A 15,973-nucleotide genomic window follows, 5' to 3' on the forward strand; every position below is an offset into this window, starting at 1 on the left:
CCGTGTTCGAACGATATCGATCCTGACTTCTCCCGACGCGGGACGGCTTGCGGCGTCGTGCGCCGAAAGGAGTGGAACAGCGCGGCGCACCGACAGCGTGCTGGGCCAACCGGCACGGTTCGACGGGCCCGCTTCGGCTACGCGAGCCCGCTCTCCACGACGGAAACGTCCTCGAGCTCTCCCAAGGACTCGAGAACACCTCGTAAGTGCTCCGGGCCGCTGCCCTCGAGTCCGACCGTCACGGGGACCCGGTTCGGATGATCGTCGGGGCCGCGGCGGGCGCGCTCGAGGACGTCCAGCGCCGCGCCCTCGGCCTCGACGGTCTCGACGAGGTCGCCGACGGCCGTCGGCCAGCCCGCGACCGCCAGTCGGACCTCGGCATAGCGGCCGAGCTCCCCGAGTCCGGTGCGGGTCAGTTCGGCGTGTTCGGAGAGGTTGACGTTCCCACCGGAGACGACGACGGCGACGTGCTCGTCCTCGAGGTCGATTTCTTCGGAGAGCGCGGCGGCGAGCGGGGCCGCACCAGCTGTCTCGGCGACCGTCTTCGCTCGCTCGGCGAGCAGGGTGACGGCGGTCGCGAGCTCGCGGTCCGTGACGCCGACGACGTCGTCGACGACCTCGCGGGCGTTCGCGAACGTCGTCTCGAGCATCCGCGTGTCGGCGATCCCCTCCGCGACGGTGTCGACGTCCGCGAGTTCGTGGATGCGGTCGTTCTCGAGGGCGGGTTTGGCGTGGAGCGCCCCCTCGGGCTGGACGCCGATCACCCGAACGTCGGGATCGGCGGCCTTCAGGACGGTGCCGATCCCCGAGATCAGCCCGCCCCCGCCGATGGCGACGAGGACGGTATCGAGCTCGGGATACTGCTCGAGCAGCTCGAGGCCGACCGTTCCCTGGCCCGCGATGATCGCCCCGTCGTCGAAGGGGTGGACGAACGTCTCGCCGGTCTCCTCGGCCCGCTCGAGGGCGTACTCGTAGGACCGCTCGTAGATCTCGCCCTCGACGATCACCTCGGCGCCGTAGCCGCGGGTGGCCTCGATCTTCGCCGCGGGGGTGACCTCGGGGACGACGATGGTCGTCTCGATGCCGAGCAGGTCGCCCGCGAGCGCGACGCCCTGGGCGTGGTTACCCGCGCTCGAGGCGATCACGCCCGCCTCGCGCTCGCGTTCGGAGAGCTGGGCCATCCGGTTGTACGCCCCCCGAATCTTGAACGAGCCCGCCCGCTGGACGTTCTCGAGTTTGAGCCCGACCGACGCGGCCCCGCTCAGCTCGGCGAACGTCCGCGAGGTGTCGAGCGGGGTCCGGTGGGCGACGTCGCCGATTCGATCGCGGGCCGCCTCGACGTCTTCGTGGGATATTCGCCGATCGCTCACCGCCCCCCCTCCGTCGCCGGTGACGACCGCGATCCCGTCCGTGGTCCCCGATCCTCGAGTGCCCGGATCGTCTCCACGAGGACAGCGGCGCCGTGCTCGAGGCTCCGTTCGTCGACGTCGAAGTGGGGCGTGTGGTGGCTGTCGGGGTGGTCGGTGCCGATGATCAGATAGGTCGCCAGCCCGCCCTCCTGCTGCACTCGCTCCATCAGGAAGGTCGCGTCCTCGCTCGCGCCGAAGTCGGCCCGCTCGACGACGCGGTCGATCCCGTCGACGCCGCGGGCGACGTCGGCGACCACGGCGGCGAGTTCGGGGTCGCTGTCGGCCCGCGGGGACCTGCTGACGACGTCGACCTCGGCCTCGCAGTCGTGCAGTTTCGCCGCCGAGCGGGCGACCCGCACGAACCGCGATTCGACGTACTCCATCAGCTCGGTCGTCTCGCCGCGAGCTTCGGCCTCCATTCGTGCTTTTTCGGCGATGACGTTGCTCGCGCTGCCGGCCTCGGCGTACCCGACGTTGACGCGGGTCATTCCCTCGGCGTGGCGCGGGATCGCGTAGATGTTCTCGATCGCCGTCCCCATTGCGTGCATGGCGTTTGCCCCCTCCTGGGGCGCCTTGCCCGCGTGGGCCGACTCGCCCTCGATGTGGACGTCGAGGTGACACATCGCGAGCGGTTTCTCGATGCCGGCGACGACCTCGCCTGTCGGGTGGTCGAGGCCGACGTGGGCCGCGAGCAGGTAGTCCAGCTCGTCGGCAAAGCGGCTCTTCGCCATCGGGCAGCCCCCGCCGCTAACCTCCTCGGCGGGTTGAAAGAAGACGACGAGCCTGCCCGAGAAGTCGCTCTCCCTGATCGCCTCCAGCGCCGCGAGCCCCCAGGTCATGTGGACGTCGTGGCCGCAGGCGTGCATCGCGCCGTCGATCCTCGAGCGAAAGCCCCCGGCGGCCGGGCGGTGTGCGTCGTCGTCCGCCTCCTCGATGAACAGCCCGTCGATGTCGACGCGCAGGCCGATCGACGGCCCCTCGCCGCGGTCGAGCACCGCGACGGCGCCGGTGTTTCCGTCGGCCATACACTCGAGGACGTCCTCGTCGGCCCCCCACTCGCGGGCGCGGGCGAGCCAGTCCTCGAGGCGCTCGTCGCCGGGAACGGCCATCCGGTCGGCAGGATCGTAGGCGTTGGCGCCGACGGCCAGCTCGTCGACGCCGATGCGCTCGAGCTCCTCGACGAGGCGGTACGTGGTGTAGAACTCCCGCCAGGCGGGCTCCGGGTGACGGTGGAAGTCCCGGCGAACGGCGGAGAGTCGGTTCCGGATCGGTTCGCTCATGGGAGTCGATGACTCCCCCCACGAACTTAATTGTACACAATTGTCGTTAACGTCGGCTACACAAAAAGGATAAGGTAGATGGTGACAATCGTACGCCAACGCGTCGCTCAGGCGTGAACTATCATGAGCAAGCCAGATATCGTCGTCCTCCGCGAGGGGACGGAAGGACTCTCGATGGAATCGTACGCCGAAACGCTGCGCGAGCGCCTCCCCGAGGCGACCGTCGAACTCGCCCGCACGCCGAAGGAAGAACGGGAGCTCGTCCCGCAGGCCCGGATCGTGACGGGGGTTACGATCGAGGAGGAGCTGCTCGAGGACGCGGATCGCCTCGAGCTGTTCGCGTGTACGTTCGCCGGCACCGACCACGTGCCGATGGACGCACTGGCCGAACACGGCGTCGTCGTCACGAACGCGGGCGGGATCCATGCGCCCGGGATCGCCGAGCAGTCGATCGCGAACATGCTCGTCTTCGCGCGCAACCTCCACGAGGGCTGGCGGCGCAAATCGAACGGCGAGTGGCGCCACTTCCAGTCCCACGAGTTCACCGATAGTACGGTGACAGTCGTCGGTCTCGGCTCGATCGGCCAGGAGATCGTCCAGCGCCTCGAGGGATTCGACGTGGAGACGATCGGCATCCGATACACACCCTCGAAGGGTGGCCCGACCGACGAGGTCCTGAGCTTCGAGGAGGACGATGTCCACGAGGCGTTCTCCAGGAGCGAGTACGTCGTGCTGGCCTGCCCGCTGAACGATCTCACGCGCAACCTGGTCGACGAGGACGCGCTGGCGACGCTGCCGCCCGAGGCCGTGATCGTCAACGCGGCGCGAGGCGGCATTATCGACACCGACGCGCTCGTCTCGGCCCTGCAGTTCAACGGGATTCGGGGCACCGCCCTCGACGTCACCGATCCCGAACCGCTCCCCAACGATCACGAGCTCTGGGACCTCGAGAACTGCCTGATCACGCCCCACACGGGCGGCCACACGCCGAAACACTGGGACCGACTGGCCGACATCGTCGCGACGAACGTCGACGCGCTTGAGGACGGGCGCGGATTCGAAAACGTCGTCTTCCGGCCGGACTCGAGTTGAGTCGTCACGATGGCTAGCGAAGACACCCGGTCGACGACCGATCACGGCGATCGAACGACGACTGACCACAGCGATCAGACCGCGGCCCCCGAGGACGTGCAGCTAGGGCCGCCCGACGATCCGCGAGCCGAGGATCCCGCCGCCGACTCGCGGGCGGACTACGACTACGTCGGCGGTCGGATCGACCGCCCGAGACTCGTCTCCGACCTCCGGCGACGGATCGACGGCGAGGTCCGCTTCGACGAGTACAGCCGCCAGCTGTACGCGACCGACGCCAGCGCCTACGAGATGACGCCGATCGGCGTCGTCCTCCCGCGATCGACCGAGGACGTCGCCAGCGTCGTCGCCTACTGCGCCGACCGGGAGATTCCCGTCCTACCGAGAGGCGGCGGGACGAGCCTCGCGGGCCAGGCGGTCAACGAGGCCGTCGTCCTCGACTTCACGACTCACATGGGCGGCCTCCTCGAGATCGATCCCGACGAGCGGCGGGCAACCGCGCAGGCGGGGGCCGTCCTCGCCGAACTCAACGACGAGCTCGAGCCCCACGGGCTGAAGTTCGCGCCAGACCCCGCCGCGGGGAATCGCAGCGCGGTCGGCGGTGCCGTCGGCAACAACTCCACGGGCGCCCACTCGCTGCAGTACGGCAAAACCGACGCCTACGTCGAGTCCTGCGAGGTCGTCCTCGCCGACGGCTCCGTCGAACGGTTCGGCGAGGTCACGGTCGAGACGCTGCGCGAGCGGGCCGATCCCGACGGTTCCCTGTCCGATCGCATCCACGAGGCACTCAGACGGGTGATCGACGAGGAGAGCGAGGCGATCGCCGAGGCGTACCCCCAGCTCAAGCGGAACGTCTCGGGATACAACCTCGATCGGCTCGTCGCCGAGGCCTACGGCCGCCCCGACGCCTTCGACGAGAACAGCGGTGACTCCGTCGACATCGACGGCGAACCCGACCCCGACGCGACGGTCAACCTCGCGCGGGTGTTCGCAGGCAGCGAGGGGACGCTGGGCGTGCTCACGGAGGTCGAAGTGGCTCTCGAGCCGATCCCCGAAACCACGTCGGTCGCCCTGCTGACCTACGAGGACCTGCTCGAGGCGATGGCCGACGTCGACACCATCGTCCGGAACCACGATCCCGCGGCGATCGAGGCGATCGACGACGTGCTGATCGACCTCGCCGGGCGGACCGAGGAGTTCGCCGACGTCGTCGCACAGCTCCCCGCGGGCACCGAGACCGCACTGCTCGTGGAGTTCTACGCCGAGGACGACGACCACGGTCGCGAGCAGGTCGCCGACCTGCTGGCCGATCGACTCCCCGACGAGACCGTCCCGGACCCGACCGCGGACGAGGGCGACGCGGACGCCGCGGGGAACGCGACCGCCTCCGGCGACCCCGTCCGCGCCTTCGACGCGCTCGAGGCCCACGCGTCCGACGAGCGCGCCGAGCTCTGGAAGCTTCGCAAGAGCGCGGCGCCGATCCTGCTCTCGCGCACGTCGGACGCCAAGCACATCTCCTTCATCGAGGACACCGCGGTCCCGACCGAGAACCTCGCGGACTACGTCGCCGACTTCAAGGAGGTGCTCGCCGACCACGACACGTTCGCGAGCTTCTACGCCCACGCGGGGCCGGGCTGTATGCACATGCGGCCGCTGGTCGACACCAAAAGCGAGGCCGGCCTCGAGGAGTTCGAGTCCCTCGCCGACGCGGTAACGGATCTGGTCGTCGAGTACGGCGGCTCGGTCTCGGGCGAGCACGGCGACGGCCACGCCCGCACCCAGTGGAACCGCAAGCTGTACGGCGAGGACGTGTGGGAGCTCTTCCGCGATCTGAAGTCGGCGTTCGACCCCGACTGGCTGCTCAATCCGGGGACGGTCTGTGGCGACCACCGGATGACCGAGCACCTGCGGTTCGACCCCGACTACGAGTTCGAGGCCGGCTTCGAGCCCGCCCTGCGCTGGGAGAACGAGAACGGCTTCCAGGGGATGGCCGAACTCTGTCACGGCTGTGGGGGCTGTCGCAGCGACCAGGAGACCACCGGCGGCGTCATGTGTCCGACGTTCCGCGCAGCCGAGGAGGAGAGCCTCAGCACGCGGGGCCGGGCGAACATGCTCCGCCAGGCGATGAGCGGTGACCTCGAGGCCGACGCCACCGACACGGAGTTCCTCGCCGAGATCATGGACCTGTGTATCGGCTGCAAGGGCTGTGCGCGGGACTGCCCGAGCGAGGTCGACATGGCCAAGCTCAAAGCCGAGGTCGAACACGCCGCCCACCAGGAACACGGCGTCGGGTTGCGCGAGCGCCTGTTCGCGAACGTCGATCGGCTCAACGCCGTCGGCTCCGCGCTGGCGCCCGTCTCGAACTGGGCCGCGTCGCTGCCGGGCTCCGGGCTCGTCGCCGAGAAGACACTGGGAATCGCCCGCGAGCGGGACCTCCCCTCGTTCGCCGACGAGAGCCTCGAGGACTGGTTCGACGCGCGCGGATCGCACGTCGATCCCGCAGAGGCCGACCGCAAGGTGTTGCTCGTTCCCGACGCCTACACCAACTACAACCATCCCCGGGCGGGGAAGGCCACGGTGCAGGTCCTCGAGACCGCGGGCGTCCACGTCCGGATCCCCGACGAGGTGACGTCGACCGGTCGGCCCGCCCACTCGAAGGGCTTCCTCGACGTCTCCCGCGAGCGCGCGCGAACGAACGTCGAGGCGCTCGCTCCGTACGTCGAGGACGGCTGGGAGGTCGTCCTCGTCGAACCCTCCGACGCCGTCATGCTCCAGTCCGATTATTTGGATCTGCTCTCGGGTCCAGACGTCGAGGCCGTCGCCGAGAGCACTTACGGCATCATGGAGTATCTCGAGCGGTTCGACCTGGTCGATCGGCTCCCGACCGCAGCGTCCGGCGAGTCCCTGACCTACCACGGCCACTGCCATCAGAAGGCGACGAAGAAGGACGGCCACGCGGCCGGCGTCCTCGAGACGGTCGGCTACGAGGTCGACGCCCTCGATTCGGGCTGTTGTGGGATGGCCGGCTCCTTCGGCTACGAGGCCGAACACTACTCGCTCAGCCGGAAGATCGGCGACGTGCTCCTCGAGCAGATCGCCGGCAGCGACGGCGAGACCGTCGTCGCCCCCGGCGCGTCCTGTCGGAGTCAGATTGCGGGCTACGACGGTCACGAGGAACCGCCCCACCCGATAGAGAAGGTTTCCGCAGCGCTGTCGCGTAATCCGGATCGCTAACCTCACCGCAAGCGATTCTATTCTCTCGATCGTTCCGCATACGATCGCGTCAGTCCAACCGACGTTGATCACGGACTACGTCTGTCGAATCCGGTCTGATCCGCTCGATGTGGCGGTTGAAATGTTGCTCGCGTCCCTCCGCTGAGCACGCTTCTCGATCGAGCCCCCGCGTACGGGGAATTAGTATGATCGGGCCGAAGAGCTACGTATGCATCAACTAGCCGGGGGCGATAGACTGTGAACCTCACCGGGATCGACCACTTCGTGCTCACCGTCGAGGACCTCGAGCGAACCTGCGCGTTCTACGAGGCGCTGGGCGCCGAGATCGTCGCCTTCGACGACGGACGGACGGGCGAGCGGTGGGCGCTACGGTTCGGCGAGCAGAAGATCAACCTCCACCCTGTCGACACTAACGTCGAGCACGTCGCCGCAGCGCCGACCCCCGGCGCGGGCGATTTCTGCCTGCTGACCGAAACCCCGATCACCGAGGTCGCGGACCGCCTCCGCGAGCGGGGCGTCGAGATCGTCGAGGGGCCGGTCGAGCGAACCGGCACCGTCGGTCGCCTCGAGTCGGTGTACGTCCGGGATCCGGACGGGAACCTCGTCGAGATCGGTCGGTACGAGGACGATTGATCGGCTTACACCCATCAACGACGCTGTTCTTGCAATTTTCAGAAGTTATATGGAGAAAGTATTTATGTAACTCCGTCAGAACACCGCTATGAAACGTCGTGTACTCCTCGGGATGATCGGCGTGGGCGCCGTCTCCTCCGGCGTGCTGGGAGACCCGCACGAACGCGGTGCCGAGGACTCGCTGGCGGAGCGCTTCGATTGCGTGGAGGCGTCGCGGCCGGCGTGTGACCTCGCGAGCGTCGAAATCGAACGAGCCGACGACGGCACCGAGACGGCCCACGGTGCCGAGACGGAACCGTATCCGGATCCGCCGATCGCCTTCGCTGCGGACGTCGTCGTCTCGTTCGTCCGCGACCACGAGCGTGCGTACGCCAGGAACGACGCGCTCTGTTCCCGCGAGCGATCCGGACGGATCGTCGACCACTCGATCGAGTTCGACGACGTCAGGCGGTTCGACTGGTACGACGAGATCCACGTCGTCCGCGTGCGGTACACGAAGGCGCCGAGCGGCGTGGATGAAGACGGTGAACCGTGGGCGGCGGCCGACGGCTACGGCGGCGCCGTCTACGCCGTCGACGAGACGGCCGCCGTCAGAACGGGTCTCTCGCTGGGACCGTCGGGTTCCGTTCCGAGCGAGACGGAGACGCCCGATCCCGTCTCGACGGGAACACTCGTCGACTGCTTCCGGTAGTCAGGGCCAGAGCCCGCGCGTCGCCTTCGCCTCCGCGATCCGCGAGAGCGCGACGACGTAGGCCGCGTCCCGCCAGGACAGCTCCTTCTCCTCGACCTCGGTTCGGACCTCCTTCCAGGCGTCGAGCATCTTCGACTCGAGTTCCTTGTTGACCTCCTCTAAGCTCCACTTGCGGCGGTTGATGTCCTGGAGCCACTCGAAGTAGCTCACCGTCACCCCGCCGGCGTTGGCGAGGATGTCCGGAATCACGTGGACGCCGCGTTCCTCGAGGATCGTGTCGGCGGCGAACGTCGTCGGCCCGTTCGCACCCTCGACGACGATGTCGGCCGCGATGTCGTCGGCGTTGTCGGCGGTGATGACGTTCCCGATCGCCGCCGGAATGAGGACGTCGACGTCGAGTTCGAGGATCTCCTCGTTCGAGAGCGTCTCGGGGGCGTCCTGCTCGAGGACGGCCTCGGGCTCCTCCTCGTGAGTCGGGATCGCGCCGATATCGAGACCGTCGGGGTCGTAGATCGCGCCGTTGACGTCGCTGACCGAGACGACGTTCGCTCCCCACTCCTCGAGCAAGCGGGCGGCGTTGGCGCCGACGCTGCCGAACCCCTGTACGGCGACCGTGGTTTCCTCGAGGTGCTTGTCGTAGTAGTCGATGGCCTCGCGGGCGGCGATCGCCGTCGAGCGCCCGGGCGCCTCCTGGCGGCCGTAGCTCCCACCGATGACGGGCGGTTTCCCGGTGACGACGCCGGGGATCGTCTCGCCCTGCTGCATCGAGTAGGCGTCCATGAACCAGGCCATCGTCTGGGCGTCGGTACCCATGTCGGGTGCCGGAACGTCGCGCGTCGGGCCGATGACGTACCGCAACTCCTCCGCGAACCGGCGGGTGAGCCGTTCCTTCTCGTCATTGCTCAGCGACTTGGGGTTGACCGAGATGCCGCCCTTGCCGCCGCCGAAGGGGAGATCCATCACGGCGCACTTCCAGGTCATCCACATCGAGAGCCCGGTACACTCGTCGGCGTTGACCTCCGGGTGATAGCGCAGCCCGCCCTTGTACGGGCCGCGAACGTCGTCGTGCTGGGCGCGGTACCCCGTGAATACGTCGACGCTGCCGTCGTCGCGCTCGAGCGGGACCGAGACCTGCTCGACTCGTGTGGGGTGTTTGAGTCGTTCGACGACGCCGTCGTCGACGTCGACGTGGGCCGCGGCGCGCTCGAGCTGACGGCGGGCCGTCACGAGTGCCGAGTCGAGGTCGCTCTCGCCCGATTCGTCGTCCTGCTGGGGTGGTGTAGTCGTCATGAGTCTTACGCTGTGAACAGTTTTCGCGGGAACTCCGCAAGTGTTTCGACTCCGTCGTCGGTGACGACGAAGGTCTCGCTGATCTCCATTCCGATCTCCTCGGTCCAGATGCCGGGAATCATATGAAACGTCATGTTCTCCTCGAGGACGGTCTCGTCGCCGGGCCGGATGCTCGCGGTGTGCTCGCCCCAGTCCGGCGGATAGCCGAGTCCCATCGAGTAGCCGATGCGATCCTCCTTCTCGATGCCGTACTGGGCGATGGTCTCTCGCCAGGCCTCCTCGACGGCCTCGCAGGTGACGCCGGGTTCTGCGACCTCGAGGGCGGCCTCGATCCCCTCGACGACGATGTCGGCGGCCTCCTCGAGTTCTTCGGGCGGATCGCCGACGAACGTCGTCCGGGCCAGCGGGGAGTGATACCGGTGGCGACAGCCCGAGAGCTCGATGATGACAGGGTCGCCGTCCTCGAACTCGCGGTCAGTCCAGGTGAGGTGGGGCGTGTCGGTGTGATCGCCCGAGGGCATCAGCGGGACGATCGAGGGGTAATCCCCGCCGAACTCGTCCGTACCTCGAATCAGGGCGTCGTAGATTTCGGCCGCGACCTCGTACTCCGGGACCCCTTCGCCGATCGCGTCGATCCCCGCCTGCATCGCGTTCTCCGAAATTTCGGCGGCCTGGCGCATGTACTCGAGTTCCCGATCGGATTTCTTGATCCGGACCCAGCCCACGAGCAGGGTGGTGTCCTCGAACTCGGCATCCGGGAGGTTCTGCTGCAGGCGCGTGTAGGACTTTGCGGTGAAGTAGGCGGCGTCCATCTCGAGACCGATCCGGCCGTCGGCGACGTCCAGTTCCTCGAGGACGCCCGCGAGGTAGTCCATCGGATGCAGGTCGTGGGGCGAGTGGACGTGGTCGTCGCTGTAGGATCGGATGTTCTCCTCTGCGAGCCACGTCGTCGCTCGCGCGCCCCCGGCGTCCATCTCGCGGCCGACCCAGATCGGTTCGTCGCGCTCGGCGGTGACGACGACCGCCTGGTGGACGTAAAAGGACCAGCCGTCGTACCCCGCGAGGTAGTTCATGTTCGCTGGATCGGAGACGACGATCGCATCGAGGCTCTCCTCGCGGAGCCGTTCTCTGGTCCGCGATAGTCGGCGTTCGTACTCCTGTTCGTCGAATATCTCCTGGGACATCTGGGCTCTACCCGGGAGGTCGTGCAGTGACAATAAAAAATTTGTGTATAATGATTACAGTAACTGTGTACGACTCGGCTCGCGCCGAACGGTCGTGTCGATCAGTTACATGGGTCGGGAGCCCGTAGGTCGGCGTATGACGGAGAGTCAACTCGCGGACCGGGAGTGTACCGCCTGCACCGGCGACGAGGACCCCCTCGAGGGCGAAGAACTGATTCCACTCTTCGAGGACCTCGATCGGGACGTCTGGGAGGTCGTCGACGAACACCACCTCGAGGGCACCTACGAATTCGTGGACTTCCGGGACGCCCTCGAGTTCACGAAGGAGGTCGGCGAGCTCGCAGAGGAGGAGTTTCACCACCCCGACATCCACCTCTCGTGGGGCGAAGTCGTGATCGAACTGTGGACGCACAAGATCGACGGCCTTCGGGAGACGGATTTCGTCATGGCGGCCCGGATGGATCGATTCTACGAGGGGTACGACCTCGAGGAGTAGCGCGGTTCGGAGTGTGCGCGGTTCGGAACGAACAAAGTGAGTGAAAATCGCGGGGCGAGCGGGGAGCAAAGCAACCCGCGAGCGCGGAGTGAGTGAGAACCGCGAAAAGCGAACGGGGAGGAGCGACCCGTGAGCGAACGATGTGAGCGAGAGCCGCGGCTGCGAGTAGCGCGGGACCAACGGTCCCGCGGACCGTGCGAGCGAAAGCGACCCGCGAGCACGAAGTGAGTGAGAGCGAAAACCGCGGGAAACCGAGTCTGTGAGCAGGAGCCGTCGCACCGAGCCCGTCGCTCGAGCCGAAGACCCCCGGAAACGGTTAGGGAGCGCGCGTCGTGGGTCGAGTATGGGCATCGACGACACGCTCTCGGCGCTCCCGGACCCCGGGGGCCATAGCTTCCCCGACTACTCGCTTCCCAAGGGCGATCCGGTCATGCCGATCGCGGTCACCCGCGAGGAGCTACGGACCTTGCTCGAGCTGTACGACACCTTCGCCGCCGTTGATCCCACCGGGCTCGACTCGAACCCGTTTCTGAAGTCGACGACGCGGTTCCTCGAGCAGACGTTCGGCACGCCGGTGTACCGTCCCGACGAGCAACTGGTCGACGACATCGCGGCGATGCTCAACGACTTCTCCGACGACCTCGCGGGCGAGGCGGTCAGCGTCGTCGACGCGACGCCGAAACATCACAAGACACTGTACTTCTTCCTGACCTCCTGTCGGGCCTACCGCTCGGCGGTGCACATCCAGTTTGCGCCCGACGAGGCGGCGATCGACACCCTCTACGAGGTCTACGAGCGTGTCGTCGACCAGGAGATGTACCTCAAGCGGCCCCAGACCGTTCTCGAGTAGTGTGAGACGCCGTCGGAATACCCCTCCAGACTCTCTCGGTGGCACTACTCGACCCGGTGAATCGCACGCTCACGTCGACTCGACCGAGAGCGGTCACCGTACCGTCCGGAGATCGTCCGTCGCCCGCCACCTGATAGCGGCCGCAGCCATCTCGTCGGCCCGCCTGACGAGTTCCGCCTCGATCGTCGCCGGTTCGACGGCCGTCCGACTGGTGTGGGAGAGCACGATGTGTGCGAGTTCGACCGGCAGGCCCGCTCGGGCGGTGACGTGGATACCGTAGTAGGGATGACCGAGCAACGCGTGGACCGCCGTTTCGTCCATCCCGTCGAACTCGGCGAGTTTGCTCACGTCGTGGACGAGGGCTCCCGCAACGACGGTGTCCATATCCAGCGAGAGGATCCCCTCGCGACGGTCCAGGAGCGTCTCAGCGAGCGCGACAGCACAGGCAGTTACGTCGCGGACGTGGGTGACCAGAGACTCGTCGTCCAGCGCCAGGTCACGCTGCGTCGGAGGGAGCCACGGAACGGTGGTGAGGTCGTCGACGTCGTTCTCCAGAACAGCCGTCGACCAGGCGTCGACGACGCCGGCTCGAAGCTCGTCGTCTCCGATGGCGGTCAGTTCGGGGAACGCCGCCCGGACCGCGTCCTCGCTCATAGCGCTGTCTACGACCGGGGTCGGTAAGTAGGCTACCAGTCCAACTGCGAGTTCCACGGTTCGTCGCTACAACCACCGGTTCTCGACGGTCGCGACGAGCACGTCGTCGACCAGTACAGGGCCTCGAGCGGCCACAGACCGTGCTGGAGTGAAACGGCAGCGACGACGTCGTTCGAAGGAATGTAACGGACTCACACGGCACGAGACCGACTCACGACGGAGCGGGCCGTGTCGATCCATCCCTCGCGGCGGCGGTCGGTTCCGTTTCACTGCCCCCCGCTGAGACCGAGCCAGAGCGTGACGGTGCTCGACCCGAATCAGGTGACGTCGATATCCGCACGGACGCCGTCCGTCACGGCGGAAACCGAGTAGTGCGGAACGGGGTATCGCAGGTCGACTTCCCCGTGGTCTCCGACCACGACGGCCGCGACGTCGTCGTCCTCGCCGCGTCCGTTTATCGTTCTGCCTCCCGTCGATCCATCCAGCCCTCGTCCGCGCGTGCGCCGAACTCGAAGGCCGTGCCCGCCGGTAGTTCGCTCTCCCCGGGGTCTTCGATCGTGCCGGTCGCCGTCAGCACGCCCGATCGGTCGATCCGCAGGAACGGCTCCTCACCGTAGGTCGTGATCGGCGAGTCCCGAACCTCCGCGGAACCGTCGGCGGCCTCGCGGTAGACGTACTTCATCATCTCCATGAGGCCAGGCCACCAGATCTCGATCTCGTCGGAGTTCAGGTAGCTGAACTCGTTTCCGGACCACCCGACCATCCGTCGGAAGAACCGGACGTTGTAGCCGTCCTCCTCAAGGCCGTACTCTGCTTTGCTCTCGTCGGTCACCTGGAATATTCCGTCCATGAGGAAGTACACCCCGTCCCCTTCGAACTCGTCGCCCTCTTGGACGATGTTGTACATCTCCTCTCTCGGTCCACCGCTGAAGTCCCCCTCCATCTCGTACCGGTCGTCACCGAGGACGAGCACCGCCCGTCCGGGTTCGTCGGGAATCTCGATGTCGGGGTGGTCGTCGTCCCACGCGTCGTCCGGTTCGAGGTCGATCTCGGACGGGCGAACGTCGGGCGCGTCGTCCGACGCATCCTCCCCCGCGTCGTCGTCTGCGTCCGCAACGTCGTCTGCGTCGTCCGCGTCCGCGGCGTCGTCGTCCTCGCCGCCGACACACCCCGCGAGCAGTGGGAGACTCGCGACACCGATCGCTCGGATGACCGCTCGTCTCCCGGCTCCGACGGTCCGCCGCTCTGTATCACGTTCCAACAATTTCATTATAATAAAAATTAATGAACGTAATTATATACAACTGTGCCTGAGGCATCGAGACGTCCGTATTCTGTGTTTGTTATCATCCACAAACATGTCTTGTTTTGATACTATTTGTTGTTCTAGTATTTTCTGGTACGACCACGACGGGGTCACAGCCCCTCCTCAGTCGACACTGCGCCGCGTTCACCGCTGTCAGGGGACGGTCCGTCGGCCCGGTCGACGCGTCACGCTCGAAGACCGCGTGGAGTGTCAGCTATCGGCCCGCGAGCGCTCCTGTAGCGTGTCGTGCTCGAAAAACCTCGAACGGAGGGCCAGTACGCCGATTCATCGAACCGCATCCCATGCGGTGTCACAGCGCTACACCCACCCGTCCTCGACGGCTCCCACGAGTTCCGAGCCGGCCGCTCGCCACGCGTCGCCGGCCCGGTCGAACACGTCGGCCGCACGGTCGTTCGCCTCGGCGACGATCGCTTCTTCCTCTGCGGTCCGAAGCTCGCCGTCCGCGAGGACGACCTCGCCCTCGACCAGTACGGTGTCGACGACGCCCCCGTTCGAGCCGTAGACGAGATTCGGCACGGCCGTATGCAGCGGTTCGGCGACAACGGGGGCTGTCGACGGATGCTCGAGGTCGAACAGAACGAGGTCGGCCCGTTTTCCCGCCTCGAGGGACCCTACCCGATCCTCGATCCCGAGCGCATGGGCGCCCTCGATCGTCGCGACTCGCAGGGCCTCCCAGGCCGGAAACGCCGTCGGATCGGTTCGCTTCGTCTTCGCGAGCAACGCGGTGGTCCGTAGCTCCCGGAGGAAGTCGTGGCCCCCGGGTCCCGGCGCCTGGTCGGTACCGACTCCCGCGACGCCGCCCGACCCCCGGTACTCGACGATCGGCGGCGTGATCCCGTCGATGGCGGCGATCGAACTCGGGTTGGCGGCCATCCGGACGCCCGAATCGGCCAGGCGGGTGCGTTCCTCGGCGGTCGCGCCGTGGAGATGGGCCCCGAGCAATCGGTCGGAGACGAGCCCGAGCTCCTCGAGGACGCTCACCGTCGTCTCACCCGCGCCGTACCGGGCCTCGATCTGGCGCTGCTCGCGCTCGCCCTGGGCGACGTGCATGTGGATCCCCCGGTCGTGGCACTCGGCGCGCTCGCGGATTTCCTCGAGCAGCTCCCGTGGAACCATGTCCAGCGCCTGCGGCCCGTACAGCGCCGAGACGCGCTCGCGGTCGGCGCAGGCCTCGAACAGGGTCTCGTTGCGCTCGAGCGCACTCCACCCCTGCTCCTCGCTAATCGGATACGGCTCGTCCGGACCCAGATGGTCGGTCGGGCCGTCGACGGCGTTGATCGTCTCCGTCGCGACGGTGCGGACGCCCATCGGCTCGTGAGCTTCGTCGACGAGCCGTTCGACATCGTGGGCGTACTCGCCGACGGTCGTCACGCCCGAGCGAAGCGCCTCGAGGACGCCCAGCCGGGCACCCGCGACGCGATCTTCGGGCTCCATCGCCGCCGACAGCGGTCCGAGCGCGCGGTTCATCCACTCGATCTCGGGGACGTCCTGTGCGCCACCGCGCAGCAGCGTCAGGTCGGTGTGGGCGTGGACGTTCACCAGGCCGGGCGTCGCGACGAGGCCGTCGCCGTCGATCGTTCGCTCCGCTTCGTCGTCGAGCGAGTCGCTCGAGCCGACGTACGCGAGCCGACCGCCGTCGACTCCGATCGTCGCGTCCTCGAGGATGCCCAGTCGGTCGTTACGCATCGTCAGTGCGAGGACGTTCGTGATAGCGAGGTCCATACCCCGACCGACGACACCCGCCGACAAAACCGTCGGCGAACCGGAACTCGGTGCGGGTGAATCGAACCGTCGGGCGCTTGGGACCAGACCGCTTATTTCGGTAGGACGCACTCC

At 67.2% G+C, this 15,973-nt stretch carries 13 protein-coding genes; 6 read left to right on the plus strand and 7 right to left on the minus strand.

All coding sequences use genetic code 11. The features are described from left to right. Positions 1 to 137 precede the first annotated feature (137 nt). On the minus strand, positions 138 to 1,370 hold the full coding sequence (gene ilvA, locus QA600_RS06750) for a threonine ammonia-lyase (protein WP_278291188.1): 1,233 nt from the start codon (positions 1,368 to 1,370) through the stop codon (positions 138 to 140). Next, positions 1,367 to 2,689 carry an amidohydrolase gene (locus tag QA600_RS06755; RefSeq protein WP_278291189.1) on the minus strand — a complete coding sequence of 441 codons (1,323 nt, stop codon included), beginning with the start codon at positions 2,687 to 2,689 and terminating at the stop codon, positions 1,367 to 1,369. The genes ilvA and QA600_RS06755 overlap by 4 nt, the downstream gene beginning before the upstream one ends. Before the next feature lie 120 nt (positions 2,690 to 2,809). Here QA600_RS06755 and QA600_RS06760 point away from each other — a divergent pair, with 120 nt between their 5' ends. From QA600_RS06760 to QA600_RS06775, 4 genes are all read left to right on the plus strand, one after another. After that, entirely contained in the window at positions 2,810 to 3,781 is a 972-nt protein-coding gene (locus QA600_RS06760; protein ID WP_278291236.1) for a D-2-hydroxyacid dehydrogenase, read from the plus strand. Between the two features lie 9 nt (positions 3,782 to 3,790). Next, positions 3,791 to 7,012 carry an FAD-binding and (Fe-S)-binding domain-containing protein gene (locus QA600_RS06765; RefSeq protein ID WP_278291190.1) on the plus strand — a complete coding sequence of 1,074 codons (3,222 nt, stop codon included), beginning with the start codon at positions 3,791 to 3,793 and terminating at the stop codon, positions 7,010 to 7,012. A 237-nt stretch (positions 7,013 to 7,249) separates the two neighbouring features. After that, positions 7,250 to 7,645, plus strand: a complete 396-nt coding sequence (locus tag QA600_RS06770) for a VOC family protein (RefSeq protein ID WP_278291191.1) — start codon at positions 7,250 to 7,252, stop codon at positions 7,643 to 7,645. Positions 7,646 to 7,733: 88 nt separating this feature from the next. Then, positions 7,734 to 8,336, plus strand: a complete 603-nt coding sequence (locus QA600_RS06775) for a hypothetical protein (protein WP_278291192.1) — start codon at positions 7,734 to 7,736, stop codon at positions 8,334 to 8,336. On the opposite strand, the gene gdhB is transcribed toward QA600_RS06775, so the two are convergent. Together gdhB and QA600_RS06785 are read right to left on the minus strand one after the other, a co-directional pair. Then, positions 8,337 to 9,626, minus strand: a complete 1,290-nt coding sequence (gene gdhB / locus QA600_RS06780; RefSeq protein WP_278291194.1) for a glutamate dehydrogenase GdhB — start codon at positions 9,624 to 9,626, stop codon at positions 8,337 to 8,339. A gap of 5 nt (positions 9,627 to 9,631) precedes the next feature. Further along, positions 9,632 to 10,810, minus strand: coding sequence for a M24 family metallopeptidase (locus QA600_RS06785; RefSeq protein WP_278291195.1), 1,179 nt, complete (start codon positions 10,808 to 10,810; stop codon positions 9,632 to 9,634). Between the two features lie 136 nt (positions 10,811 to 10,946). Between QA600_RS06785 and QA600_RS06790 the strand changes: the two genes are divergently transcribed. Continuing rightward, a complete protein-coding gene (locus tag QA600_RS06790; RefSeq protein ID WP_278291196.1) occupies positions 10,947 to 11,306 on the plus strand; it encodes a 4a-hydroxytetrahydrobiopterin dehydratase in 360 nt (119 codons plus the stop codon). A 343-nt stretch (positions 11,307 to 11,649) separates the two neighbouring features. Next, positions 11,650 to 12,156: a hypothetical protein gene (locus QA600_RS06795; protein WP_278291197.1), complete on the plus strand. Its 507-nt coding sequence runs from the start codon at positions 11,650 to 11,652 to the stop codon at positions 12,154 to 12,156. Positions 12,157 to 12,249: 93 nt separating this feature from the next. Here the strand turns inward: QA600_RS06795 and QA600_RS06800 are convergent, their stop codons facing one another. The 3 genes from QA600_RS06800 to QA600_RS06810 all read right to left on the minus strand — a co-directional run bounded on the left by QA600_RS06800 (position 12,250) and on the right by QA600_RS06810 (position 15,859). Then, entirely contained in the window at positions 12,250 to 12,810 is a 561-nt protein-coding gene (locus tag QA600_RS06800; RefSeq protein WP_278291198.1) for an HD domain-containing protein, read from the minus strand. Between the two features lie 454 nt (positions 12,811 to 13,264). Then, the gene (locus QA600_RS06805; RefSeq protein ID WP_278291199.1) at positions 13,265 to 14,071 is read right to left on the minus strand and encodes a hypothetical protein; all 807 of its coding nucleotides are present in this window, start codon (positions 14,069 to 14,071) and stop codon (positions 13,265 to 13,267) included. Between the two features lie 363 nt (positions 14,072 to 14,434). Then, positions 14,435 to 15,859, minus strand: a complete 1,425-nt coding sequence (locus QA600_RS06810; RefSeq protein WP_278291200.1) for an amidohydrolase family protein — start codon at positions 15,857 to 15,859, stop codon at positions 14,435 to 14,437. Positions 15,860 to 15,973 lie beyond the last annotated feature (114 nt).

Origin of the sequence: Natronococcus sp. A-GB1 (assembly GCF_029688845.1) — an archaeon.
Taxonomy (GTDB): domain Archaea; phylum Halobacteriota; class Halobacteria; order Halobacteriales; family Natrialbaceae; genus Natronococcus.

Coding starts and splice junctions, on each gene's coding strand:
- QA600_RS06755 (WP_278291189.1), bottom strand. CDS start 2,689: ATGAGCGAACCGATCCGGAACCGACTCTCCGCCGTTCGCCGGGACTTC.
- QA600_RS06765 (WP_278291190.1), top strand. CDS start 3,791: ATGGCTAGCGAAGACACCCGGTCGACGACCGATCACGGCGATCGAACG.
- QA600_RS06775 (WP_278291192.1), top strand. CDS start 7,734: ATGAAACGTCGTGTACTCCTCGGGATGATCGGCGTGGGCGCCGTCTCC.
- gdhB (WP_278291194.1), bottom strand. CDS start 9,626: ATGACGACTACACCACCCCAGCAGGACGACGAATCGGGCGAGAGCGAC.
- QA600_RS06785 (WP_278291195.1), bottom strand. CDS start 10,810: ATGTCCCAGGAGATATTCGACGAACAGGAGTACGAACGCCGACTATCG.
- QA600_RS06790 (WP_278291196.1), top strand. CDS start 10,947: ATGACGGAGAGTCAACTCGCGGACCGGGAGTGTACCGCCTGCACCGGC.
- QA600_RS06795 (WP_278291197.1), top strand. CDS start 11,650: ATGGGCATCGACGACACGCTCTCGGCGCTCCCGGACCCCGGGGGCCAT.
- QA600_RS06800 (WP_278291198.1), bottom strand. CDS start 12,810: ATGAGCGAGGACGCGGTCCGGGCGGCGTTCCCCGAACTGACCGCCATC.
- QA600_RS06810 (WP_278291200.1), bottom strand. CDS start 15,859: ATGGACCTCGCTATCACGAACGTCCTCGCACTGACGATGCGTAACGAC.